Annotated in this window: 22 protein-coding genes; 13 read left to right on the forward strand and 9 right to left on the reverse strand. The window is 72.3% G+C overall.

Translation table 11 applies throughout. From position 1 onward, the window contains the following. Positions 1–59: 59 nt before the first annotated feature. From ACSSS0_RS17765 to ACSSS0_RS17805, 9 genes are all read left to right on the forward strand, one after another. On the forward strand, positions 60–1223 hold the full coding sequence (locus tag ACSSS0_RS17765; RefSeq protein ID WP_435986611.1) for an acyl-CoA dehydrogenase family protein: 1164 nt from the start codon (positions 60–62) through the stop codon (positions 1221–1223). 68 nt (positions 1224–1291) lie between these two features. Beyond that, complete coding sequence (locus ACSSS0_RS17770) at positions 1292–2284, forward strand: glycosyltransferase family 2 protein (protein WP_435986610.1); 993 nt, start codon at positions 1292–1294, stop codon at positions 2282–2284. A 59-nt stretch (positions 2285–2343) separates the two neighbouring features. Then, entirely contained in the window at positions 2344–3564 is a 1221-nt protein-coding gene (locus tag ACSSS0_RS17775; RefSeq protein ID WP_435986609.1) for a CDP-glycerol glycerophosphotransferase family protein, read from the forward strand. Between the two features lie 188 nt (positions 3565–3752). Continuing rightward, entirely contained in the window at positions 3753–4523 is a 771-nt protein-coding gene (locus ACSSS0_RS17780; RefSeq protein WP_487229034.1) for an ABC transporter permease, read from the forward strand. Further along, positions 4523–5278, forward strand: a complete 756-nt coding sequence (locus ACSSS0_RS17785; RefSeq protein ID WP_435986607.1) for an ABC transporter ATP-binding protein — start codon at positions 4523–4525, stop codon at positions 5276–5278. Before ACSSS0_RS17780 ends, ACSSS0_RS17785 begins: the two co-directional genes overlap by 1 nt. Beyond that, complete coding sequence (locus ACSSS0_RS17790) at positions 5275–7179, forward strand: CDP-alcohol phosphatidyltransferase family protein (protein ID WP_487229035.1); 1905 nt, start codon at positions 5275–5277, stop codon at positions 7177–7179. The genes ACSSS0_RS17785 and ACSSS0_RS17790 overlap by 4 nt, the downstream gene beginning before the upstream one ends. Beyond that, complete coding sequence (locus ACSSS0_RS17795; RefSeq protein WP_435986605.1) at positions 7176–7982, forward strand: CDP-alcohol phosphatidyltransferase family protein; 807 nt, start codon at positions 7176–7178, stop codon at positions 7980–7982. Before ACSSS0_RS17790 ends, ACSSS0_RS17795 begins: the two co-directional genes overlap by 4 nt. After that, the gene (locus ACSSS0_RS17800) at positions 7982–8956 is read left to right on the forward strand and encodes a glycosyltransferase family protein (RefSeq protein WP_435986604.1); all 975 of its coding nucleotides are present in this window, start codon (positions 7982–7984) and stop codon (positions 8954–8956) included. Before ACSSS0_RS17795 ends, ACSSS0_RS17800 begins: the two co-directional genes overlap by 1 nt. A gap of 70 nt (positions 8957–9026) precedes the next feature. Next, positions 9027–9428 carry an FAD synthase family protein gene (locus tag ACSSS0_RS17805; RefSeq protein ID WP_435986603.1) on the forward strand — a complete coding sequence of 134 codons (402 nt, stop codon included), beginning with the start codon at positions 9027–9029 and terminating at the stop codon, positions 9426–9428. Between the two features lie 62 nt (positions 9429–9490). Here ACSSS0_RS17805 and ACSSS0_RS17810 read toward each other — a convergent pair whose 3' ends face one another. The 3 genes from ACSSS0_RS17810 to ACSSS0_RS17820 form a co-directional block, all read right to left on the reverse strand. Continuing rightward, entirely contained in the window at positions 9491–12637 is a 3147-nt protein-coding gene (locus ACSSS0_RS17810) for a SpoIID/LytB domain-containing protein (protein ID WP_487229036.1), read from the reverse strand. 246 nt (positions 12638–12883) lie between these two features. Further along, on the reverse strand, positions 12884–13540 hold the full coding sequence (locus tag ACSSS0_RS17815) for a 3-oxoacid CoA-transferase subunit B (protein WP_487229037.1): 657 nt from the start codon (positions 13538–13540) through the stop codon (positions 12884–12886). 1 nt (position 13541) lies between these two features. Continuing rightward, entirely contained in the window at positions 13542–14333 is a 792-nt protein-coding gene (locus ACSSS0_RS17820; protein WP_435986600.1) for a CoA transferase subunit A, read from the reverse strand. A gap of 267 nt (positions 14334–14600) precedes the next feature. On the opposite strand from ACSSS0_RS17820, the gene ACSSS0_RS17825 reads away from it, so the two are divergent. Continuing rightward, positions 14601–16436 carry a peptidoglycan-binding domain-containing protein gene (locus ACSSS0_RS17825; protein WP_487229038.1) on the forward strand — a complete coding sequence of 612 codons (1836 nt, stop codon included), beginning with the start codon at positions 14601–14603 and terminating at the stop codon, positions 16434–16436. An 11-nt stretch (positions 16437–16447) separates the two neighbouring features. Here ACSSS0_RS17825 and ACSSS0_RS17830 read toward each other — a convergent pair whose 3' ends face one another. Genes ACSSS0_RS17830 through ACSSS0_RS17845 form a run of 4 tightly spaced genes read right to left on the reverse strand, consistent with a single transcriptional unit; the run spans position 16448 to position 19449 of the window. Next, on the reverse strand, positions 16448–17176 hold the full coding sequence (locus tag ACSSS0_RS17830) for a TIGR03089 family protein (protein WP_487229039.1): 729 nt from the start codon (positions 17174–17176) through the stop codon (positions 16448–16450). Next, entirely contained in the window at positions 17176–18348 is a 1173-nt protein-coding gene (locus ACSSS0_RS17835; RefSeq protein ID WP_487229040.1) for an LCP family protein, read from the reverse strand. Before ACSSS0_RS17835 ends, ACSSS0_RS17830 begins: the two co-directional genes overlap by 1 nt. Further along, positions 18338–18766 (reverse strand): DUF2304 domain-containing protein, encoded by a 429-nt coding sequence (locus ACSSS0_RS17840; RefSeq protein ID WP_435986596.1) that lies wholly within the window; start codon positions 18764–18766, stop codon positions 18338–18340. Before ACSSS0_RS17840 ends, ACSSS0_RS17835 begins: the two co-directional genes overlap by 11 nt. Further along, positions 18763–19449 carry a glycosyltransferase family 2 protein gene (locus ACSSS0_RS17845; protein WP_435986595.1) on the reverse strand — a complete coding sequence of 229 codons (687 nt, stop codon included), beginning with the start codon at positions 19447–19449 and terminating at the stop codon, positions 18763–18765. The genes ACSSS0_RS17840 and ACSSS0_RS17845 overlap by 4 nt, the downstream gene beginning before the upstream one ends. Before the next feature lie 98 nt (positions 19450–19547). On the opposite strand from ACSSS0_RS17845, the gene ACSSS0_RS17850 reads away from it, so the two are divergent. After that, positions 19548–21578: a glycosyltransferase gene (locus tag ACSSS0_RS17850; RefSeq protein WP_487229041.1), complete on the forward strand. Its 2031-nt coding sequence runs from the start codon at positions 19548–19550 to the stop codon at positions 21576–21578. Positions 21579–21611: 33 nt separating this feature from the next. Beyond that, a complete protein-coding gene (locus tag ACSSS0_RS17855; protein WP_435986593.1) occupies positions 21612–22574 on the forward strand; it encodes a lysylphosphatidylglycerol synthase domain-containing protein in 963 nt (320 codons plus the stop codon). A 30-nt stretch (positions 22575–22604) separates the two neighbouring features. Here ACSSS0_RS17855 and ACSSS0_RS17860 read toward each other — a convergent pair whose 3' ends face one another. Both ACSSS0_RS17860 and ACSSS0_RS17865 read right to left on the reverse strand, forming a co-directional pair. After that, positions 22605–23039, reverse strand: coding sequence for a nitroreductase family deazaflavin-dependent oxidoreductase (locus tag ACSSS0_RS17860; protein ID WP_435986592.1), 435 nt, complete (start codon positions 23037–23039; stop codon positions 22605–22607). 92 nt (positions 23040–23131) lie between these two features. Further along, positions 23132–23875 carry a DUF3105 domain-containing protein gene (locus ACSSS0_RS17865; RefSeq protein ID WP_487229042.1) on the reverse strand — a complete coding sequence of 248 codons (744 nt, stop codon included), beginning with the start codon at positions 23873–23875 and terminating at the stop codon, positions 23132–23134. A 127-nt stretch (positions 23876–24002) separates the two neighbouring features. Here ACSSS0_RS17865 and ACSSS0_RS17870 point away from each other — a divergent pair, with 127 nt between their 5' ends. After that, positions 24003–24929 (forward strand): DNA-3-methyladenine glycosylase family protein, encoded by a 927-nt coding sequence (locus tag ACSSS0_RS17870; protein WP_435986590.1) that lies wholly within the window; start codon positions 24003–24005, stop codon positions 24927–24929. Positions 24930–25031: the final 102 nt, after the last annotated feature.

Raw genomic sequence — 25031 nt, forward strand, 5'->3', positions numbered from 1 at the left:
CGTGGCGTGAATCACGAGGACGTCCTACTAAACCGAACTCGCGAGTAGGATCACGATCCGTGAGCACGAATGCCGACTTCGACCTGTTCCGGACCAGCGAGGACCACGAGGCCCTGAGGGAGGCCGTCCGCGCGGTCGCCGAGGACAAGATCGCCCCGTACGCCGCGGCCGTCGACGAGGAGGCGCGCTACCCCCAGGAGGCGCACGACGCCCTCGTCGCGTCCGACTTCTTCGCCCCCCACGTGCCCGAGGAGTACGACGGTGTCGGGGCCGACGCCCTCGCGACGTGCATCGTCATCGAGGAGGTCGCGCGCGTCGACGCCTCCGCGTCCCTCATCCCGGCCGTCAACAAGCTCGGGTCGCTGCCGCTCATCCTCGCCGCCAGTGACGACGTCAAGGCCCGCTACCTGCCGCCGCTCGCCAAGGGCGAGACGACCTTCTCCTACGGCCTGTCCGAGCGCGAGGCCGGCTCCGACACGGCCGCGATGAAGTGCCGTGCCCGCCAGGACGGCGACGGCTGGGTGCTGAACGGCCAGAAGTCGTGGATCACCAACGCCGGTGTGTCGGAGTACTACACCGTGCTCGCCGTCACCGACCCCGACGGACCCCGCGGCGGCAACGTCACGGCGTTCGTCGTCGAGAAGTCCGACGAGGGCTTCACGTTCGGTGAGAAGGAGCGCAAGCTCGGCATCAAGGGCAGCCCCACCCGTGAGCTGATCTTCGACGGCGTGCGGATCCCCGGCGACCGCGTCGTCGGCGAGGTCGGCGACGGCCTCAAGATCGCCCTCCGCACGCTCGACCACACGCGCGTCACCATCGGGGCCCAGGCCGTCGGCATCGCCCAGGGCGCCCTCGACCAGGCGGTCGCCTACGTCAAGGAGCGCAAGCAGTTCGGCACGCGCATCGCCGACTTCCAGGGCATCCAGTTCATGCTCGCCGACATGGCGATGGAGCTCGAGGCCGCCCGTCAGATGGTCTACGTCGCGGCCGCCAAGTCCGAGCGTGGCGACAAGGACCTCACCTTCTTCGGCGCAGCCGCCAAGTGCTACGCCTCCGACGTCGCGATGAAGATCACGACCGATGCCGTGCAGCTGCTCGGCGGGGCGGGCTACACGAGCGACTTCCCGCTCGAGCGGATGATGCGTGACGCGAAGATCACCCAGATCTACGAGGGCACCAACCAGGTCCAGCGCCTGGTCATGGCCCGCCAGGTCCTCAAGTAGGCTGGGCGCCGCTCGCGCGGGGAGGCCGGGCCATCGCGCCATGACACCCGACGACGAGAAGGACGCCTGTGGACCTGAGTCCTGACCCCCAGCCGGACCCCCAGCCCACGGTCAGCGTCATCATGCCGATCCTCAACGAGGAGAGGCACCTTCGCGACGCCGTCGCGATGATCCTCGCGCAGGACTACCCCGGACCTCTCGAGGTCGTCCTCGCGCTCGGGCCGTCGACGGACCGCACCGACGAGGTCGCCGCCGAGCTGGCCGCAGCCGATGCCCGCGTGCGGGTCGTGGCCAACCCGACCGGTCGCACGCCCGACGCGCTCAACGCCGCGATCGGCGCCAGCACCGGTGAGGTCATCGTCCGCGTCGACGGCCACGCCGAGATCCCCGACGACTACATCAGCGTCGCGGTCGGTGAGCTGCTGCGGGTCGGCGCCGACAACGTCGGCGGGATCATGGACGCCCAGGGGACGTCGCCCTTCGAACGCGCCGTGGCCGCAGCGATGCGCAGCCCGCTCGGCGTCGGCAGCGCACGCTTCCACACCGGTGGTGAGGCCGGTGACGCCGACACCGTCTACCTCGGAGTCTTCCGCCGCGCAGCCCTCGAGCGGGTCGGTGGCTACGACCCGCACTTCGCCCGGGCCCAGGACTGGGAGATGAACCACCGCATCCGCGAGACGGGCGGCAAGGTGTGGTTCACCCCGGCGCTCAAGGTCACCTACCGCCCTCGTGCGTCCGTCCAGGCCCTGGCCAAGCAGTACTTCCACTACGGACGCTGGCGCCGCGTCGTCGCCCGTCACCACGAGGGCACCATCAACCCGCGTTACCTCGCACCACCGACCATGGTCGGTGTCACCACGGTGGCCACGATCGCCGGCTTCGTCTGGGCGCCTGCCTGGCTCGTCCCGGCGGCGTATGCCGCGGGCGTGACCGCAGGAGGCCTCGCCATCAGCAGGGGAGAGTCACCCGCGACCCGAGCGGTGACGCCGGTCGTCCTGGCGACGATGCACTGGTCGTGGGGCATAGGGTTCCTGACGAGCCCGAGCCGCCTCAAGCGCTGACCCAGGGCGCCACCGCCCGACCTCACCTCACGACACCGCATCGGAAAGGGACGTCGATCGTGCTCGACAACGCGAAGCTGCTGGTGCAGCTGGGCCAACAGGTCGTTCGCCGCCAGCTGGCCAAGCGCAGGCTCTCCGAGCGCCTGCAGCGATCCGGCCTCGAGCCGGGCGCCGACGCCCCGTTCCGGTGCGCCGTCTACTTCTCCGACGACCCGGTGAACCTCTACCAGATCCGGCAGTGGTACGCCCCGCTGCAGGAGCTCGCCAAGACGCAGCCCGTGGTCGTCATCTCGCGCATGCCCGAGACGACGAGCCTGCTGCTCGACGAGTGCCCGCTCCCCGTCGTGCACGGCCCGCGCGTCACCGACATCGAGGCCTTCATGGCGGGACACGAGATCGGGCTCGTGCTCTACGTCAACCAGAACGTCCGCAACTTCCAGATGCTCCGCTTCGCCGACCCGGCCCACGTGTTCGTGAGCCACGGCGAGAGCGACAAGTCCTACATGGCCTCGAACCAGCTCAAGGCCTACGACCGGGTGTTCATCGCCGGACCGGCCGCCGCGGAGCGCCTCCGCGGGGCGCTCGTCGAGTTCGACGTCGCCACGCGGGCGGTCGAGATCGGTCGGCCCCAGGCGGACGTGACCTACGAGGCGCCGCAGCTGCCCGACGACGGGCGCACTACGGTCCTCTACGCCCCGACCTGGGAGGGCGACCGCCAGAGCATGGCCTACGGGTCGATCGCCAGCCACGGCGCGGCGCTGCTGACCAGCCTGCTCGCCGACCGCAGGTTCCGTGTCGTCTACCGACCGCACCCGCGCTCCGGGACGTTCGACCCGGCATACGGCACGGCGTCCACCCACCTGGCCCGCCTCGTCGCGGAGGCCAACCACGCCGACCCGACGGCCGGGCACCTCGTCGACACGGAGACGGCCTTCGGCTGGCACCTGGCCCGCCTCGACGCGTGCGTCACCGACATCTCCGCCGTCGCCCTCGACTGGCTCGCCACGGGGAAGCCGCTCGTGCTGACGCGTCCCGCGAGCCCGCTCGCGGACGTCGAGCCGACCCGGCTCAACACGAGCGTGCCCATGGTCGAGGTCGACCGCGCCCGCGAGATCGTCAGCATCCTCGACGACGCGATGTCGGCCCCCGAGGACTCGCGTGCCGAGGTCGTGCGTCACTACTTCGGCGACACCAGCCCGGGCGCGGCGACACAGCGCTTCGTGCAGGCCGCGACCGAGCTCATCGACGCGCGGGTCGACCGGATGGTGCACCAGACCTGAGTCCGTCCTGACCGTGCCCCGCCACGCGCCCCGCGCGGGCCTGGACGCGGCACACGGCGAGCACCCCTAGACTTCGGCGAGGATCGGGCAGGGGATCGCCCAGCCCGGCCCTGGATGCAGAGGGCCCCCGAGCACGAAGGAGAAGGTGGTCTGCGCGCATGATCGGCGTGTCCCAGTTCCGAGGCCTGATGGCCAAACGCCAAGTGCTGCGCACCCTGGTCGAGCGTGACCTGCGGGTCCGCTACGCCGGCAGCGTGCTCGGCTACATCTGGACCGTGCTCGACCCCCTGCTCATGGCCCTCGTCTACTTCGTCGTCTTCACCGTGATCTTCACGGCGCGCACGAGCGGCAACCAGCCCTACTTCCTCCACCTCGTGACCGGCCTCTTCCTCTGGCAGTGGTTCGCCTCCAACATGTCGGAGACCTCCAGGGCGCTGCTGTCCGAGTCGAAGCTCGTGCGCTCGGCGAACCTGCCCCGCGAGCTGTGGGTCGTGCGGGTCGTCCTGGCCAAGGGCATCGAGTTCATCCTCACGCTCCCCGTCATCATCGCGTTCACGATCTACTACGTGGCCACCGGCCAGACGAAGCTGCACTGGACGCTCGTCTTCATCCCGGTCGCCCTCCTGCTGACCTTCCTGCTGTCCGTCGGGATCGGCATGATCCTCGCGCCCGTCACGGTGCTCGTCACCGACATGGCGCGCGTCGTGCGCATCGTGCTGCGGCTCGCGTTCTACGCGACACCGGTCCTCTACAGCGCCGACATGGCACCGCCGACCCTGCGCACCGTCCTCGCTCTCAACCCGATGAGCGGCATCCTCGAGCTCTTCCGGTCCGGCTTCTTCAAGGGTGAGATGAACCTGCTCTCGGTCGCGTCGGCGTGCGTCCTCACCGTCGTCCTGCTCCTCGCCGGGGCGTTCGTGTTCAAGCGGCTCGAGCCGGCCGTGCTCAAGGAGATCTGATGGCCAAGCCGGTGATCGAGGTCCGAGACCTGGGAATCGAGTTCTACCGTTCGCGGCGGCGGCGGATGTCGCTGCGCGAGATGGTCTTCAAGGGCAGGTCCGGGGCGACCAACGAGACGTTCTGGGCCCTGCGCAACATCTCCTTCGACGTCAACAAGGGTGAGGCCGTGGGTCTCGTCGGCGGCAACGGCAGCGGCAAGAGCACGCTGCTCAAGATGATCGCCGGCGTCATGCTCCCGGACGAGGGCCATGCCAAGATCCGTGGCGGGGTGGCCCCACTCATCGAGCTGACGGGTGGCTTCCTCGGAGACCTCAGCGCGCGCGAGAACGTGTACCTCGCGGCCGGCCTCCACGGCCTGACCAAGCGCGACATCGACGCCCGCTACGACGAGATCGTCGACTTCGCCGGACCCCAGGTGCAGGCGGGCATGGACATGCCCTTCCGGCACTTCTCGTCCGGCATGCAGGTGCGCATCGCCTTCGCGCTCATCACGACGCTCGACCAGCCGGTCGTCCTCGTCGACGAGGTGCTCGCCGTCGGTGACCGCACGTTCCGCGAGAAGTGCTACCAGCGCATGGAGAACATGCTGTCGGGCGGCAAGACCCTCTTCCTCGTGTCGCACAGCGAGCACGACCTGCGCCGCTTCTCCGAGCGCGGCCTCTACCTGCGCGCGGGCGAGCTCAAGGACGACGGCCCCATCGACGAGGTGATCGCCCAGTACAACGCCGACGCCGACGCGGACGCCGCTTCGTGAGACTCGACGAGCGCCCGCTCGTCGGCGACGCTCGTGCCCGGGCCGTGCACGGCCGGTCGTCCGGTGGTGACCTCGTCGTGCTCGGCGGTGCCCCGGTGACCGACCTGCTCGAGTCGCTCGAGCCCTTCGGCCTCACCGACCTCACCGGCCCGAGCGACGGGCACGACGTCTCCTCGGCCCTCGCGGCCGCGGCGGACGCGGCCGCGAGGTCGGCAGACGTCCCGCTCGTCCTCGTCAGCCACGACCTGCGGATCAGCCCCGTGGCCCTCCTCGACGTCCTGGACGGCCCGCGCGACGTGACCTCGGCGGCGGTCGTCGACGGCCCGGTCACCGACCTGCGCGGCGACGGGTCCGACGAGGCACCGGGTGGGTTCACCCCCGTGCGTGTCGACCCGGTGTCCCGGCGGGTCACCTCCGTGGGGACCGTGCGTCACGTCGTCAGCGGACCGACGACCTATGCCGCCGGGATCCTCCGCGTCGCCGCAGCCCACCGGGCCCGGGCGGGTGAGGTCCTGCGCGCGGCGGCGACGAGCGAGTCGGCGCGGGAGCCCGGCATGCAGCCCCTCGACCTGGCGCTCCTGGCCGTGGTCCGCGACGCCACGGTCCCGGTCGCCGCCCTGCCCCTGGCCCACGTCACCGTCGAGCGCGGGCACGAGCAGCGTCCGGGTGCCGCCGGGTCCGCGTGGCAGCAGCGACTCCGGGCCGCGTCGCGCGGCAACGACGGGGTCTTCTCGACGCACGCGATCCGTCCGCTCTCACGGCGCCTCACGGCATACGGCCTCGGGCGCGGCTGGACGCCCAACGTCGTCACCTTCGTCAGCCTCTTCCTCGGCCTCATGGCGTGCGGTCTCGCGGCCGTCGACACGCGCTGGACGTGGGTGCTCGCCGCCGTGCTGCTCCAGGCGTCGCTCGTCGTCGACTGCGTCGACGGCGAGATCGCCCGGTTCACCCGTCGCTACAGCCCGCTCGGGGGGTGGCTCGACGCGGTCAGCGACCGCATCAAGGAGTTCACCCTCGTGGCGGCGGTCGCCTGGGTCGCAGCGCGCCGCGGCGACGACCTGTGGTGGCTCGCCATCGTCGTCCTGACCCTCCTCGCGGCCCGGCACGCCGAGGACTTCGCCTACGCGATGCGCCACCGTGCCCTGTCGGCCCGCCCGGTCGTGCCACGGGCACTCGACGTGCCGGGCGACGGGGGAGCGCAGGGAGCTCGCACCGACGTGCCGCCCGCCCCGAGGGGCCGCGCCCGCGTCGTCCGCGACGTCAAGCAGGTGCTGCACCTGCCCATCGCCGAGCGCTACCTCGTCATGTCGGTCGGGCTCCTCGTCTTCAGCCCCGCCTTCCTGCTGTGGGCGCTCGGGATCGCGTCGGCCCTCGCGTTCGCCTGGACCCAGGTGGGACGTCTCGGCAAGGCCCTGACCGGGCGAGACCGCTTCCGCGCCGACCAGCCGGACCCCACGCTGCCGCACCTCGTCGACCTCGCCGTGCTGCCGCGACCGACCGGCCGGAGCAGGCTCGCCTGGCAGGTGCCCGGCCTGCTCGTCGCCGTCGAGGCGGCGGCGCTGCTCCTCGCCGCCGGCGGGGACCCCGTCGCGCGCGCGGCCGCCTACGCCTGGCTCGCCGCCGTGTGCTGGCACGTCTACGACAACGTCTACCGGCTGCGCGAGACCGGCCGCGGCACGCCGCTCTCCCTGGTGCGCGCCACCCTCGGCGTCGAGGGTCGCGTCGTCGTCCTCGCCGTCATCGGCGGCTTCACCGACCGCCCCGCCGTGCCGCTGCTCGTCGGCGCCGTCCTGCTCCTCGGTGCGTATGCCGCGGAGTCGGCCCGCGCGTGGCGCGCGGTCATCGGGGCGCCGGCCGATGCGGCGTCGAGCCCGGCGACACGGCAGGATGGCTCCTCGTGACGCACGACCCGACGAACGACCGCCCGAGCATCGCCGAGCTCAAGGCCGTCGCCCAGCCGCCCGAGCACATCGCCCGCTACAACGCGGAGCACTGGGCCGGCGCGCTCTACATCCGTCACCTCTCGATCTACGCGACGCGCGCCCTCCTGCCGACGCACATCTCGCCCAACGGCGTGACCTGGCTGATGATCCTCACCGGCCTCGTCGGCGCGCTGGCCATCCCGTTCGGCGGCCTCGTCGGCCCGATCGTCGCCGTCGTCGCCATGCAGCTGCAGATCCTGCTCGACTGCTCCGACGGCGAGGTGGCCCGGTGGCGCCAGCGGTTCTCGCCCGCCGGCATCTACCTCGACCGCATCGGGCACTACGTGACCGAGGGCGCGATCCCCGTCGCGATCGGGCTGCGGGCCGACGGGTGGAGCCTGTCGGCGCCGGGCGACGTCGGCGGCTGGACCGCGCTCGGCATGCTCGTGGCCCTCGGCGTCCTGCTCAACAAGGCCTTCACCGACCTCGTCCACGTGGCCCGGGCCAAGACCGGACGCCCGCCGCTCGAGGACGTCGAGGGCACGGCCCGCCCCAAGGCGTCGGGCATGGCGCGGCTGCGGCGCGCCTTCGACTACGTGCCGATCTTCCGGGCGTTCGTCGCCGTCGAGGCCTCGATCCTCGCGCTCGTCGCAGCCGTCGTCGACGCCGTCCACGGCGACCTGCTCGGCACGCAGGTCCTCGTCGTCGCGATGGTGCCGCTCATCGTCGTCACCGCCGGGGGTCACCTGCTGGGCGTGCTGTCCAGCTCGAGGCTCGACTGATGTCGGCCGACGCCACGCCGCTGCCCGTGGTCCAGTGGGCCCAGGAGCACGGCGAGGTCGGCGGCGTGCGCACGAGCCATGCCCAGCTGACGTCCGTCCTGCGTGCCGAGGGGATCCCGGTCTCCTACGTCGACACCGGCTCGGCCCGGCGCGCGGCCGCGATGCTGCCACGACTGGCCCGACGGTCCCTCCACCTGCTGCACCTGACGCGCCTGTGGCGGGCCATGCTGCTCGCGCCGGCCTTCGCACTGCTGCCCGGTCGCACCGTCCTCGTGCTCCACTCGGGCTCCACGGGCGGGCAGGTCGCGCGGATGACGGCCTGGCGGCGGCGGGCTCTCGTGCTCGCGCTGTACGCCTACGACGAGATCTGGGCCGTCAACGACGAGATCGGGGCGATCCTCCCCGCAGCCCTGCGCGCCCGCATCACCGTCGTGACGCCCTTCGACTCGTCCGCGGCACCGGTGCCGAGCCCCTACGAGCGGGAGCCGCACGCCCTCGCCCTCGCCACGAACGCCGGGCTGCCGCACTACAACGCGCTGCTCGGCATCGAGACGGCCCGCGTCGTGCGCGAGCGCTGGGGCGACGCGACGCTCACCGTCCTCGCCTACGGCAACGACACGCCTGAGGTCGAGGCGCTCCGTCGTCTCGCCGACGCGGAGCCGTGGCTGACCGTGGCCTTCGACTCGAGCGCCGACGAGGTGTCGGCCGTCCTGTCGCGCGTCGGCACCTTCCTGCGCCCCACGAGCTGGGACGGTGACTCCGTCATCGTCCGGGAGGCCCAGGCTGCCGGCGCCACCGTCGTGGCCAGCGACGCGGCACCCCGGCCGGCCGGGGTCGTGCTGGCCCCGCTCGAGGCGCGTGCTCTCGCGACCGCCGTCACCGACGGGGGACCCGTGAGCGACGGCAGCGGTCTCGCCCAGACGACGCTCGCCGACGCGGTGCGGGCCGCCGAGTCCGCGGCGGCTCGTCGCTAAGCACGGGGACCGGTACCCTCGCTGACGACGCGGTGGGCCTCCCCACCCGTCCACCTGCCCTAGGAGAAGAGTGAGCCAGCGGACCGTCATCACCTTCGGGACCTTCGACGTCTTCCACGTCGGGCACGTCCGAGTGCTCCAGCGAGCCGCCGAGCTCGGCGACCGCCTCGTCGTCGGGGTCTCGGCCGACGCCCTCAACATCGCGAAGAAGGGCCGGCCGCCGGTCTTCAACCAGGACGAGCGCCTCGAGATCATCTCGGCGCTCAAGGTCGTCGACGAGGTCTTCGTCGAGGAGTCGCTCGAGCTCAAGCGCGACTACATCGTCGAGCACGGCGCGGACGTCCTCGTCATGGGTGACGACTGGGCCGGCAAGTTCGACTGGGTCGGCGACGTCTGCGAGGTCGTCTACCTGCCGCGCACGCCCTCGGTGTCGACCACGGGCCTCATCGAGCACATCGCCAGCCTCGGCTGAGGCCGGTCGCGCAGAGGACCCGGGACCGATGCACCCGGTCCCGGGTCCCGCCGACGACGGCCTCACTGCCCCCAGGCGGCCGTCGACGCATACGTCCCCGCGGAGAGCGGCGGCGTGAGCCGGGCCGCTCCCTGCACGCGGTAGACGAGCAGCTTCCCGTCGCTCGCGCGTCGGGTCAGGATGTCGTCTCGCCCGTCGCCGGTGATGTCCCCGACGCCACGGACGGCGCTCATGGCGTTCCAGCCGGACCAGCCGATGACGACGGGGGAGCGGAAGCCGCCGGTGCCGTTGCCCGGGTAGAGCACGAGGGCGCCGTCCTTGGCGCGCACCGTGACGAGGTCCCGTCGGCCGTCGCCGTCGTACTCGCCGGAGGTCACCTGGCTCAGGCCGCTCCATCCGGTCCCGATCGTCGCGCTCGACACGATGCGTCCCGTGCCGTCGCCCCGGTGCAGTACGAGTCGACCGTCGGTCGTCCGGGTGGCGATGTCGGTCTTGCCGTCGCCGTCCCAGTCGCCGACGGGGACCACGAGGTTGACCGACCCCCAGCCGGTCGCGAGCTGGTAGCGGCCCGCGTTGAGGCCGCTCTTGCCGAGCCCGGGGTAGTACCACGCGGTGCCGGCACCGTCGATGGCCACGACGTCCCCGAGGCTGTCCTGGCTCCACGGCCCGACGGCCGCCGCGGCTCGCATCCCGCTGAAGCCGCCGGAGAGGATCTGCTTCGTCGTGAAGGCCATCGAGCCGGTGTAGCTGACGGTCTTCAGCGTCGAGCCGTAGGGCAGGATGACGTCGGGCAGGGTCTCACCCGTGACATCGCGCGGTGAGATCGGGACGGACCGGACTGGGGCCGACGTCACGGTCCACCACGTGCTGCGCAGACCGAGCCGGGTGCGGAACGTCTCGCCGCTCACCGTGCTCGTGCCGGCCGACCCGGTGACCGTCACGGAGGCCACGCGCCCGCCCCACGTCCCCGTGCCGCCGCCGCCCGAGCGGGAGCCGACGGCAACGGTGCGCAGGGTCCCGACCGTCGGGAAGGCCTTCTGGACCGAGGCGGCGGGCAGCGAGAACGTCCATCGGCCCGGGTTGGCCGAGGACGCCACGGCGCCGTCGTAGGGGTCGGTCTTCGCCGGGAGGTAGGCCGTGCCGCCGCTGACGGTGCGACCCCCGTTCGAGGCGGAGTACTGGGTGAAGGCCGGCTTGCCGCCGTAGGTCAGGACGGTGCCGGCGGTCGCCGCCGTGGCGTTCGTCGAGCGGCTGTCCTCGTAGCGGCGCACCAGGGTGCCCGTCGAGCTGTAGTCGGCGACGCCGTTGTACGCCTGGCACGAGACGTCGCAGATGTCGTAGACGCGCGAGCCGGCGGCCGCCCGTGAGTGGGCGGCGTACGTCCTCGCCGCGACGGCCTGGGCGGACAGGGCGGCAGCCGGCCAGCTCGGGGACATCTCCACGGGCACCACGGCCCGGGTGTAGCGCTCGAAGCCGAGGATGTTGACGGCATACGCCTTGCCCGAGACGGGCACGACGCGCACCGAGCCGGAGTACTCGCGCTGGGTGCCGCTGGGCAGCAGGACCCGGATCGACGACGTCGAGGGGCGGCTCACGGTCAGCGGCTTCGTCGAGCCGCGCCAGTTCGTCGCGGGGGCCCAACCGGAGCCCGAGTTCGCCTGCAGCGTCACGGCCGAGCCCTCCGGCACGACCCGCCAGCGGTAGGAGCTCGACAGGGACGAGGTCCGGGTGCCGTCGCTGACGACGAGCCCGCTCAGCTGGGAGAGCTGGACGCCGGACGTCCCGACCGCCGAGAGCCAGACGCGCAGGGTCGGGTCGCTCTGGAAGGTGCGCGTCGTGCCGGGGTAGTAGAAGCCGGCGATCGCCTGCCACGTCAGGGCCTTGGTGGCCGCGCCGTAGGCACCCCACTGCGAGAGGCCGACGCCGTGGCCGAACCCGCGGCCCGAGAGGGCGTACGTCGAGGAGGCCGGGAGCGCGTACGTCTCGACGGCGGTGACGGCCGGCTGGGGGTCCCACTGGCCGTCGCGCCAGATCGTGCCGGCGTTGCTGCGGATCGCCGGCAGCTGCTGGGCGTATGCCGTGTCGCCCGGGCAGCCGGTCAGGCTGAGGTTGCGGTGGCCGATCGTGCGCGGCAGCGTCACCCTCTCGCCCGGGTCGAACTTCGAGTTGCCCGCGGAGGTCAGGGTCACCGAGCTTGTCGGGTCGAAGAGGGAGCGGTCGGCCTCCCAGGCGACGAGCTTGGTCACGGTGCTCTGGGTGGCGGCCGGGAAGGGGACCGACGTGAAGTCGCCGATGACGGAGATGCCGGTCGTCTCGGCGTTGAAGCCGCCGGCCTGGGCGCCCTGGACGAAGCCGGTGGGGCTGCCCTTGCGGCCCTCGTAGGCGCGACCGAACCGGTCGACGAGCAGCTGGTAGCCGAGGTCGCACCAGCCCTGGCTCTGGGTGTGGTAGGCGTAGATCGAGCGGATGATGGCGGGAGCCTGGTCGGCGCTGTAGGTGTTCGAGTTGACGGTGTGGTGCACGACGACGGCCTTGAACCCGGGGAGGCGCTCGGCGTCGCACGTGCGCAGGCTCTCGTCGGCTCCCCACTGCGCGCGCGAGATGATCGTCGGTCGCGTGACGGCGGCGACGGCCGAGCCGGCGGGTGCGGACAGCGCGTCGTCGGCGCTCGACCGGCCGCCGTCGACGAGGCTCGCCCGCAGGCCACGCGGCACGGTGCCGTCGGGGGTCGTCACCCGGATGTCGATGCCGTCCGAGTCCGCCGCGGCGACGGCCTCGGTGCCGGGGCGGGCGTGGCGGGCGTCGGCGGATCCCGGGTCGGGGCCGTCACCGTCGAGGCCGAGGTCGGTCCAGCCCGACCAGCCGCTCTCGCCGTGGGTGCGCACCTCGACGTGGGTGCCGGCGGGCGGAGCCGCGTCGAAGGTGACGCCCGCGAGGTCGAAGTCGACGCCCTGGACCTGCTTCGTGGCGACGACGGGGTCGCCCGCGCCGTGGCGGTCCCCGGCCGCGACGCCGGTCCCGGAGGTCGCCGTGGAGGTCGTCGCGGACCGTTTCGCGGTGCCCGCGCCGACGCCGGCCACGGCCGGGATGGCGACGTCGTGGACGACCGGAGAGACCGGGCGCGGCGTGGCGCCGGACGTCACGGTGGGGACCACCATGAAGGTGGCCGCCATCGCGACGACGGCGAGCGAGGTGGGGATGGGGCGCACGGAAGTCACTCCTGGGTCGGAAGACACAATGGTCCCAAATGTCCCATTCATCGCGGTGAGCGCAAGGCTTTGGTGGCCAATTCGTGACCGTGCCAGCCGAATTCACAGGAAAGGCGCCATGATCCGTCCATGAAATGTCAGCGGGAGGTAAATTCCGCGGTCCGCGCCGAATAACGGAAAGGCGCGGTCATGACATTCATGACCGCGCCTTTCGGCGTTCTCGGGAGGTCCGGGCCGACTGAAGGGTCAGCCGTGCGTGGGTGCCGGCTGGAGGTCGACCGTGAGCTCGGGCTCGGTCTTCTCGCGCACCTCGTCCTCGGTGACCCCGGGGGCGAGCTCACGCAGCACGAGGCCGGCCCCGGTGACGTCGAGGACGCAGAGGTCGGTGATGATGCGCTGGACGACGCCGCGCCCCGTGTAGGGCAGCGAGCACTCCTTGACGATCTTGTAGGAGCCGTCCTTGGCGTTGTGCTCCATGAGCACGATGACCTTCTTGGCGCCGTGCACGAGGTCCATCGCGCCGCCCATGCCCTTGACCATCTTGCCGGGGATCATCCAGTTGGCGATGTCGCCGCCCTGCGAGACCTGCATGGCGCCGAGGATGGCGGCGTCGACCTTGCCGCCACGGATCATCCCGAAGCTCGTCGCCGAGTCGAAGAAGGCCGCGCCCTTGCGCAGGGTGACGGTCTCCTTGCCGGCGTTGATGAGGTCGGGGTCCTCGTCACCGTCGAGCGGGTAGGCGCCCACCCCGAGGATGCCGTTCTCGGACTGGAGCACGATCTCGACGTCGTCGGGGACGTAGTTGGGCACGAGGGTCGGCAGGCCGATGCCGAGGTTGACGTAGGCGCCATCGGCCAGCTCGGCGGCGGCGCGGGCCGCCATCTGCTCACGGGTCAGAGCCATCTCAGGCCTCCTGCTCGGTGGTCGTGCGCGGGCGGACGGTGCGCCGCTCGATGCGCTTCTCGGCGGCCTGCTCGGGGGTCAGCGGGAGCACGCGCTGGACGAAGATGCCCGGCAGGTGGATCTCGTCGGGGTCGAGCTGGCCCGGCTCGACGAGCTCCTCGACCTCGGCGACCGTGACGCGGCCGGCCATGGCGCAGAGCGGGTTGAAGTTGCGGGCGGACTGGTTGAAGACGAGGTTGCCGTGCCGGTCGCCCTTGGCGGCGCGCACGAGCCCGAAGTCGGTCGTGATGGCCTGCTCGAGGACGAAGGTCTTCGTCTCGCCCATCCACTCGAAGTCCTGGGTCTGCTTCGGCGGGGACGCCACGGCGATGTTGCCGGAGTCGTCGTAGCGCCAGGGGAGCCCACCCTCGGCGATCTGCGTGCCGACGCCGGTCATCGTGAAGAAGGCGCCGATGCCGGAGCCGCCGGCGCGCAGCCGCTCGGCGAGCGTGCCCTGCGGCGTCAGCTCGACCTCGAGCTCGCCGGAGAGGTACTGCCGCTCGAACTCCTTGTTCTCGCCGACGTACGAGCTGACCATGCGGCGGATCCTCTTGTCGCGCAGGAGGATGCCGAGCCCCCAGTCGTCGACGCCACAGTTGTTCGAGACGGCCTCGAGGTCGGTGAGGCCGGCGTCGTGGATCGCCGAGATGAGGACGGAGGGGATGCCGCAGAGGCCGAAGCCGCCGACCGAGAGCGACATTCCGTCGCTGATCCCGGCGATGGCCTCCTGGGGGGTGGAGACGACTTTGTCCATGGGTCGGACTCTATCCGCGCCGCCGCGCGTCGGTGCCGTGGGGTCGACCCACACGAGCGGACCGACGTGTGGTCGCCGAGCACGTATGCCGTCCGGCGCGGGCGGGTGCCGAATGGCAGCGCTGTCATGTGCACCCCTCCGATAAGAACAGCGCTGTAATTCGGCGGACCGCCTTGTGATGGGTGTGACTGGAGTGCATAAATGGTGCGGGAGTAAACCTGCTCGACCCCTGTTCCGCCCCGTTCCACCCCTGACAAGAGGTTCACCATGGCCCTGCGCCGACGCCCGATGGGCCTCGTCCTCGCCCTGCCCGCACTGACGGTGCCCCTGGCGGCGAGCCCGGCCGCGGCGGTCCAGGCACCACCGACCCGGACGCTCCCGAGCGCGCTCGACGTGTACGTGCCCTACCAGGAGCAGACGATCTGCGACCCCGTGGCGCGTCCCGGCGTGCTCGCCTTCGCCCGGCTCATGACCTCGCACTACGGGATGGGGTCGACGGGACTCATCGGACGTACCTGCGGCAGCGGCCCGTCCGAGCACTACGACGGCCGGGCCTGGGACTGGATGCTCAACGTCAGCAACCCCTCGCAGGAGGCGGTCGCCCAGTCGGTGCTCGCGTGGCTCACGGCGCCGGACAGGAACGGCGTCAAGGGCGCCATGGCCCGCCGCTTCGGGATCATGTACATCATCCACAACCGGAAGATGTGGCGCTCGTACGCACCGGAGCGGGGCTGGGCGCCGTACTACGGCACCTCGCCGCACACCGACCACATCCACTTCAGCTTCAACTACGACGGGGCCGCCGGCCGCACGTCGTGGTGGACCGGGGTCGCGACCCGCAGCTACCTCACCTCGCTGCCGCCGGCGGCTGCGTCGACGGTGCCGACGACCCCGGTGACGACCAAGCCCGTCGTGCTGTCCTACGGGATGCGCTCCGAGGCCGTGCGCCAGCTGCAGGTCCGGCTCGGCAACCTGCCCACCACCGGCTACTTCGGCGACCAGACGAAGGCCCGCGTCATCGCGTACCAGACCTTCGTCGGGCTGGCCCGGACCGGCGTCGCCGACCTGCGCACCCAGGAGATCCTCGCCGCGCGCGGCTGGAAGAGCGTCACCGCCGCCTACCCGACGCTGCAGCCGGGCATGACCTCGGCCGCCGTCAAGGTCCTTCAGACCAAGCTCGGCTCGCTGCCCACGACGGGCTACTACGGCAGCCTGACGAAGGCCCGGGTCACGGCGTACCAGAAGTTCGTGGGGCTGCCTCAGACCGGCGTCGCCGACCCCGTGACCCAGGCTCGGCTGTGGGTCCGCGGCTGGACCGGGACCGCGGCGGCGTCCGGCACGACGACGAAGGCCTACCCGACCCTGCGGTTCGGGATGACCTCCGCGGCCGTGAAGACCCTCCAGGCCCGGCTCGGCTCGCTGCCGACGACCGGCTACTACGGCACGATGACCCGGGCCCGGGTGACGGCCTACCAGCGCTTCGCCGGGCTGCCGCAGACCGGTGTCGCGGACTCCGCCACGCAGCAGCGGCTCTACACGCGCGGCTGGTCCGCCACGGCGAGCACCGTCGCGCTCGTCACCAGCAGCACCACGACCGGGAGGGACCTCGCCATGACCGCCTACGCCAGCACGTCGTCACGCAGCAGCGCCGGGGTCGCCAGCGTCGACATCGGCACGAGCTACACGGCATACAAGAGCCTGACGCTCGCGACCGGCTCGCGCGGCGCCGCGGTGCGCGTCCTCCAGCGGGCGCTCGGTGGCCTCGCCGTCGACGGCGTCTTCGGCTCCGTGACGCGCGACAAGGTCGTCTCGCTCCAGCGCTCGCTCGCACTGCCGCAGACCGGGGTCATGACACCCGACCTGTGGGACGTGCTCGAGGCGCGCGACTTCCCGTTCGTGGCCGACCGTTCGACGGTCCTGCGCGCGGGTGACACGGGGCCTCAGGTCGTCGCCGTGCAACGCCTCCTCGGCGTGCGTCAGACAGGCGTGTTCGACCTGGCCACCCGTGAGGCGGTCAAGTCCGCCCAGGCGCGAGCGGGCCTCGCGAGCACCGGTGTCGTCGCGTCGCGCACCTGGTCGCTCTTCGACCGGCTCTCGGCGTAGACCCTTGGGGCTCAGGCGGTCTCGCGCGCGTCGACGGTGACGCCCTCCGACGCGAAGCGGTCCGCCAGGTCGTCGCGCCGGCCACGCACGAGCACGACCGACCCGTCGACCGCCCACGCGGCGAGCGCCAGGCGCAGCACCGGCTCGAGCCGGCCGCCGAGCGCGACGCGGGGGAGGGTGCCCCAGCCCTCGTCGGGCACGACCACGGCGCCGTATGCCGTGTCGACGCCGTCCGCGGCCAGGGCGACGTCGCCCGGCTCGGGGTCGGACATCGGCGAGAAGAGGTCGCCGTGCGTGGCCAGCTCGCGGGCCTCGTCGACGGCGCCACCGGCCTCGTCCGCCTCCGGGTGACGGCGGGCCAGCGCCGGCAGGGAGACGAGCACCGCGTCGCCCCCGTGCCCGGCGGCGGCAGCGGGGGAGTCGGTGACGAGCACGTCGGCGCCGGCGGCCGCGCTGCCGAGGACGACCGTCGCGCCGACCGACCACGTCGCCAGGGCCCAGTAGAGCGAGCGCCAGTGCGTCGGCAGGTCGAGGCCGACCGTCGTGCCCGGTCCCGCCGCGGCGTCGTCCTGCAGGAGGTTCGCGGCCTTGGAGACCCAGTTGGCCAGGACGCGCGCGCTGAGCTCGATGCGCTCGCCCGACGTCGGTCCCGGCTCGTCGTCGTACCACGTCAGGCGCGGCCGGCCCGGGTCGGAGACGACCATCCGCGCGAGCACGTCGGCGGGCAGCAGGTCGGCCATCAGCTGTTCTTCGCTCCCTCGACGGTGGTGCCGGGTGGCGGCTCCGTCAGCGGCTCGTCGTCCTTGAGCGCCTTGAAGAGCGCCTTGGCGCGCTCGGTGTCCCACTTGACGGCGAGGGCGCCGGCACTCGTGCGGTAGGCGAGGTCGGAGGTCGGGACGGAGAGCGAGAGGCCCTCGTCGTTGCTCACGGCGCGCATCGCCTGGAGCACGCGGACGGCGTCCATGATCCCCGTCTCCTGGCCGACGGCGAGGCCTGCGGCGGAGGCGTCGGCGAAGCTCTTGTAGCGCCACGGGATGAGCACGGTCGAGGGCGTGGCCGCCTTCTTCATGAGGGCGCCGAGGAACTGGCGCTGGCGGGCGGCGCGGCCGATGTCGCCCAGCGGGTCCTCGTAGCGGGAGCGGACGTAGCCGAGCGCGTTGCCGCCGTCGAGGGTCTGGCACCCCTTCTTGAGGTCGATGCCGGCCTTCTTGTCCTTCATGTCGCGCGGCACGCAGAGGTCGACGCCGCCGACGCTGTCGACGACGGCGGCGAAGCCACCGAGGCCGATCTCGATGTAGCCGTCGACGTGGATGCCGGTGACCTGCTCGACGGTGTTGGTGAGCAGCTTGGGTCCACCGATGGAGTACGCGGCGTTGATCTTGTTGGAGCCGTGGCCCGGGATGGGGACGTAGGAGTCGCGGGGGAGCGAGACCATGACCGGCTTGCCGCCGCTCTCGGGGACGTGGACGAGCATGATCGTGTCGGTGCGGTTGCCCGCGGCGTTGCCCGTCGCGTACTTCTTGCGCTGCTCCTTGGTCAGGCCCTCGCGGCTGTCGGAGCCCACGAGCAGGTAGTTGTAGCCCGACGTGTCGGTCGGGCGCTCCCCGTCGGGGATGTTGTCGACCTTGTTGACGGCGCCCCAGGCGTGCATCGGCACCCAGACCATGAAGCCGATCCAGGCGATGACCAGCACGAGCAGCACGATGAGCGCGATGCGTCCGCGGCGCCAGCGGTAGCGGGGCTCGCGCGGCTCCCGGGGCTCCCGGGGCCGGGCCTCCGGCCGGGCGTCCCGCTCGTCGTCGCGCGACGGGGCGATGGCCCCTCCACCGGGTCGCCTGGGGCGACGGCGCGTGTCGACGACGTAGGCGTCGTCGCGGCCGGGACGGCGCGGAGTGCTCGGATCAGTCGGCATCGGCTGCCTTCACGCTCGGGGACGGGGGAACTTCGCCGGACAGTGTGACAGCCGAACCTGTCGACCTCACGTGCTCGGCCGCGGTCGGTGCCTCGTCGAGCGCGATGCGCCGCGCGAGGCGGGTGTAGCGGGTCTCCATCGCGCGGAAGCGCTTGTACGTCGTCACGACGAAGCCGAGGAAGGCCACGACGAGCCCGTAGAGGATGAGGTCGGCGCCACGTCCGATCCCCAGCGCCTTGGCGAGGTTGGTCCACGTCTTGCTCGGGTCGATGATCGAGTAGATGACGATGCCGAGCAGGAAGAGCAGCCCGAGCCGTCGCAGCGCCTGCGTGCGCTGGCCCGAGCCGATGAGCAGCCGCCAGGCGATGGCGAGGACGGCTGCGATGAGCAGGATCTGGATGACGCTCTGTCGACTCATCGCCAGATCAGCTCCGCGAGGATGTTGACGGCGTTCCAGAGCGACTGGCCCTTGGCCTTGGAGTAGTCGGTGTAGAGGATGTGCACGGGCTCCTCCGCGTAGGCGACCTTCGCGCCGTCGAAGCGCATCGAGCCGATCTGGGCGACGATCTCGGACGCGTGCGCCATCCGGTTCTGGGTGATGTCGAGGCGCTGCACGACGTCACGATGCAGGACGCGCAGGCCGTTGTGCGCGTCCGTCAGGCGGGTGCCCGTCGTGAAGTTCGTGTAGGCGACCGCGGCCCGCAGGACGAGCCGTTTGGAGGCCGAGGCCTCGGTGCGCTCGTCGAGGAAGCGGGAGCCGAAGACGACACGCACGTCGCCCCGTCGGATGCGTTCGACCATGACCTCGACGTCATGGATCTGGTGCTGGCCGTCGGCGTCGTAGGTGACGACGTAGCGCATGGCCGGGTCACCGAGGGCGTAGTCGAAGCCGGTCTGCAGGGCCGCTCCCTGCCCGAGGTTGACGGGATGGCGCACGACGGCCGCACCGGCCTGCTCGGCACGCTCGGCCGAGGCGTCGTGCGACCCGTCGTCGACGCACACGATGTTGGGGAAGACCGTGCGGGCCTCGCGCACGACGTCGGCGATGACGGCTGCCTCGTCGTAGAGCGGCACGACCAGCCACACGTCCTCGTTCTGCATGCGCCCAGCGTAGAGCGCCGCCGGTGCTCTGACCGACACGCGAGGCGCGCGCGGCAGCACGCCTGAGGGCTCCCACCGGGAACTAGAGTCGGGACACCATGACGGACGACTCGACGGGATCGGCCGCGCTCCGCATCGCGATCGTCGGCCCGACCCACCCGCACAAGGGCGGCGTCGCCGCGCACACGACGATGCTCGCCCACCACCTCGCGGACGCCGGGCATGACGTGACGCTCGTGTCGTGGGCGCACCTGTATCCCTCGAAGCTGCACCACGCCGACGCCTCGGTGCCCGACGGGGTGCCCGAGGTGCCGCCGTTCCCGCGGACGATCCGGGCGCTCAGCTGGGCTCGTCCCGACACGTGGGTGCGAGCCGGTCGGCGGCTGCGCGACGTCGATGCCATCCTCGTCGTCCACGTCATGCCCCCCGTCGTGCCGGCGCACCTCGCGCTGCTGCGGGCCGCCGGCGCCGTGCCGGGCGGGGCCGGACCGCGACCCCAGTCGGTCGTCATCTGTCACAACGTCCTGCCCCACGAGCCGCACCCGGGTGACGCCAGGCTCATGTCGGTGCTCTTCTCGCGCGTCGACTCCGTCCTCGTGCACAGCGCCGAGCAGGCCACGGTGGCCCACGACCTCGGGGCGCGTCGCGTGTCCGTGGCCGACCTCCCGCCCCACCTGCCCGGCGGCGACCCGATCCACCGGGGCCCGCGACCCGGGCCCACCCGGCTGCTCGCCCTCGGTCTCATCCGTGAGTACAAGGGCATCGACGTGCTCCTGCGCGCGATGCGGACCGTGCCCGAGGTGACCCTCACCATTGCCGGCGAGATCTGGGGCGCCAACCGCGGCGTCATCGCCCGCCTGGCGTCCGACCCGGCTCTCGCCGGCCGGGTCGAGATCCGTGACGGCTACGTCCCGGCCGACGCCCTGGCCTCGCTCCTCGCCGACCACGACGTGCTCGCCCTGCCCTACCGCTCGGCGACGGCCTCGCAGAACGTCATCCTCGGGCACGCCCACGGCCTGCCCGTCCTCGCCTCCGACATCGCGCCCTTCTCGCAGCAGGTGGCCGACGGCGTCAACGGGATCCTCGTCCCGCCGGAGGACGAGCGGGCGCTCGCCGGAGCCCTGCGGCGACTCGGTGACCCCGACGTCCGCCGCCGTCTCGCCGAGGGAGTGCAGACGCCGGACCTCTCGGGACCGTGGGCGCACTACCTCGGCACGCTCGAGGCGCTGTCCGTCGACGAGAGCGTGCTGCTCGGCGACGTCGGCGCGCCCGCCGACGACCCCGACCCCGTCGTGGGTGCCCATGACCCCTATGGACCCGACGACCCCGACGACCCCGACGCGCTCGAGGTCGCGGACGGCGCCGAGGCAGCAGGCCGGGGCCTGGTCCCGCGGGCGCGTCGCGTCCTCGGTCGAGGGGCCCGCCGCGTCGCCGGCCGGGCCCGACGCAGCGCGACCCGGGCCATCGCGGCGCGGCGACCGCTGGTCTCCCTCCGTCCCGACGACCTGCCCGAGTGGGTGCTCGCCACCGACGTGCTGGGCGAGCCCGACGAGGCCGACGACGCCCGCCGTCTCTCGCGCATCCTCGGCCTGCCCCGGTCGCTCGACAGCGTCTCGGCGTGGGCGGCGCTCGGCAGCCTCGCGGCGATCCTGCGCGTGCGCGACGACGGCCGTCGCAGCGCGGTCATCGTCGACGAGGGCGGCACGCGCTCGCTCCTGTCGCGGTGGGCCCGTGCGGTCGGCTTCGCTCCCGTCGAGATCGACTTCACGGGATCGCACCCGAGCGTCGCGGCGCTCGACGTCGACACCGGCTCCCTCGACGTCATCGTGCGCATCCATCCCCACGGGTGCGACGCCGACGACGTCGACCACGTGCTCGAGCAGGCTTCGTGGGCGCTGCGCTCCGGCGGGCTTCTCGTCGTCACCGTCCCGATCGGCCCGCGTGCGGCCGAGGGCGCCGTCGGGCCCGCCGACGTGCGCGGCATCCTGGCCCGCGCCCACGACCTCGGTTTCGTGCTCATCGGGGACCTCGACGGCGACGTCAACGCCCGGATGCGGGAGGCCGCGTCACGCGCGCGAGCCGACGACGCGGCATACGGTCTCGTGCGCCTGACCCTGCGACGGCGCTGAGCACCCGGGTGACACTGCGATGATGGTGGCGACATGACCCGGAAGAAGATCCTCACCGCCCTCCGCGTGGCCATCGCGGTCATCACCCTCGCCGCCGTGGTCTACGCGGTCGTCCACAACTGGGCCGACGTGTCGGTGCACCTCGACAAGATCTCGTGGACGACGTTCGTGTGGTCGACCCTCGCGGCGGCCCTCGGCACCTGGCTGACGATGATCGGCTGGAAGACGCTGCTGCGCGACCTCGGGTCCGACCTGCACCTGGCACCCGCCTCCGGCGTCTACTTCGTCGGCCAGCTCGGCAAGTACCTCCCCGGGTCGCTGTGGTCGGTGCTCGTCCAGGCCGACATCGCGAGCCACCTCAAGGTCCCGCGCCGGCGCACCGCCGTGACCGGTCTCCTCGCGCTCGGCCTCGCCCTGCTCACGGGCCTGCTCGTCGGGCTCCCGGCCGCATCGTTCCTGCTCACGAGCAGCTCGGCCGGCTTCGACTGGTGGCTGCTGCTCGGCATCCCGATCCTCGTCGTGCTCTGCGTGCCCAAGCTGCTCAACGCGGTGATCGACAAGATGCTGCGCACCATCAAGCGCGAGCCGCTCGAGCACGGGCTGTCGGCGGGAGCCGTGCTGCGCGCCGTCGTCATCTTCATCCTCGTGTGGGTCGCCTTCGGCGTGCACACCCTGCTGCTGGCCCGGGCCGTCGCCGGCGACGCCTCGCCGCACCCCGACCTGACGACCGCGGCGATGACCGGCTACGCCCTGTCGGTGTCGCTCGGCATGCTGACGATCGTCCTGCCGGCCGGCCTGGGTGCCCGCGAGGGACTGCTCACCCTGATCCTGTCCACGGCGATGCCGACGCCGGCCGCGGCCGCCGTCGCGATCATGTCGCGCTTCATCGTGACGATCGTCGACGTCGTCGCAGCGCTCGGCGGGTGGCTCTACGCCCGCTCGCACCACCTCATCAGCGAGCGGCACGCCGCCGCGGAGAGCGACGTCAGCGTCTGAGCCGGCGTGTGAGCAGGCCCGCGCCCGCGGTCAGCGGCGCTCGAGCACGAACACCGGGATGAGGCGGTCGGTCTTCGTCTGGTACTCCGCGTAGGGCGGGTAGGCCGCGACGCACCGCTCCCACCACTGCTCGCGCTCCTCGCCCTCGAGCTCGCGGGCGTGCACGGGGAACGTCTCGGTGCCGGCCTGCAGGTCGATGTCGGGGTGGGCGAGGAGGTTGTGGTACCAGTTCGGGTGCGTCGGCGCCCCGCCCTGGCTCGCGACCGCCGCGAACGAGCCGTCGTGCTCGACGCGCATGAGCGGGACCTTGCGGATCGCCGAGGTCTTCGCGCCGCGCATCGTCAGCATGACGACGGGCAGGCCCATGATGTCGACGGAGTCGGTCGTGCCGGTGCTCTCGATCGTCTCGACCTGGTTGCGGACCCACTCGCTGGGGCTGGGGACGTACTCGCCGGTGATCGCCATGACGGCAGGGTAACCCGGCGGGCACGCGACCGGCCCCCGGTGGGTCACCGGGGGCCGGGAGGCGGGTGCGTGGGCGTCGCCCAGCGGGCTGCTCAGGCGGCGCCGGGCTCCGGGGCGGAGCTCCACGGGTGCTTCTTGACGAAGTCCTCGACGACCGTCGTGTTGAGGCCCCCGCACAGCTGGCGGTGGCCCATCTGGTTCGACACCTTGCCGCTCGCCTGGTCGACGTCGGCCGACCAGTGCGACAGGGCGTACTTCTTGCCGGCGGGGAGGGCACCGTAGGCGGGGTCCCACGGGCTGATGAGGAACTTGTTGGCCGACTCCTTCATGGCGTTGACCTTCGTCGACAGCGCCTCGAACGCGGCCGCCTGCTCCTTCTCGACGGAGCGGTCGTACCAGAGGATCGTGTAGCCGTGCTCGAGGTTGTGCACGAGCGTCTCGATCTGCGGGGCGTCCGCGACGGTGTAGACGCGGCGCCCGTCGACGGCCGGGACCGCGAAGTGCTTGCCGCTCGACGGCGGGACGGTGGAGTACTCGATCTTCGTGACGTCGGCCTGGTTGGTGCCGGGTCCGACGTGGTCGCTCGAGCCGCTGGCGGGGTCGTTGGTGACGGGGTCGCACGATGCGGCCGCGACGTCGCCGCTGATGTTCTGGAGCGCCTCGTCCTTCTTGTTCTGCTCACCGATGATCGCCCAGGCGACGGCTGCGCCGATGATGGCGATGACGGCCACGCAGGCCCCGATGACGACGAGGAGGCGACGTCGCTCGGCCCTCTTCTGGGCGGCCTGCATCTCGGCGACGCGCTCGCGGCGGTCTCGGCTCGTCTCGCGGGCCATCGTTCCTCGTTCCTGTCGGTCTGTCGGCGGCGGCCGGTGGGGCCGGTGGGGCGGGGCGGTGTGAGTCGCACTGTCGACGGACGGGTCGTCCCGTGCGGCGACGGTGCCGAGTGTAAGCGAGGATGTTGTGGTGCCCGAAGCCTCGACCCGCCTGTGGCGCAGCGACCGTGAGATCGCGCTGCGCGCCCAGCTCGGTGTCTTCCGCCGGGGTTCGGGCGACCCCACCTCGCGCTTCGGACGCGAGGGCACGGTGACGCGCGCGGCGCAGACGCCCGAGGGTGTCGGCACCCTCCACCTCGCGTGCCGCCCGGGCGACTCGGAGGTGCACGCGCAGGCGTGGGGTCCGGGGGCGGCGTGGCTCCTCGACGCGGTGCCGGCGCTGCTCGGCGAGGAGGACGACCCCTCGGGCTTCGAGCCGCACCACGACCTCGTCGCCGAGGCGTGGCGGCGCTTCTCCCACTGGCGGGTGCCGCGGTCGGGCCTCGTGTTCGACGCGCTCGCGCCGGCCGTCATCGAGCAGAAGGTCACCGGCCAGGAGGCGTTCTCGGGCTACCGCGTGCTCGTGCGCCGCTTCGGCGAGCCGGCGCCGGGGCCGTTCCCGGGGCTCATGGCCCCGCCGACCGCGGCCGGGTGGGCGGCGGTCCCGTCGTGGGCGTGGTTGCAGGCGTCCGTCGACGGCGCGCGCTCGCGCACCATCGTGCGGGCGGCGGGGTATGCCGGCCGGCTCGAGCAGGGTGCCTCCGTGTCCGTCGCCGAGGCGAACCGTCGCCTGCGCGCCCTGCCGGGCGTGGGGGTGTGGACGGCGGCCGAGGTGGCGCAGCGGGCTCTCGGCGACCCCGACTCCGTGTCGTTCGGCGACTACCACGTGGCAAAGGACATCGGGTGGGCGCTGACGGGGACCCCGGTCGACGACGACGGGCTCGCCGAGCTGCTCGAGCCCTACCGCGGTCACCGCTACCGCGTGCAGCAGCTGCTCGGCCTCGCGGGCCACCACCGGCCGCGCCGTGGTCCGAGGATGGCGCCGCGCACGCACCTGCCGACGCGCACCCGCTGACCCGCGCCGCCGGGGGACCGACCGAGGCGGTCGCTCGCTCGCTGCCCGGTTCGTCGGGGATGTCATCTATGCTCTGCGTCGGCCGTCCGGGGGAACGGCCTT

It is taken from the genome of Terrabacter sp. R4-6 (genome assembly GCF_057529065.1).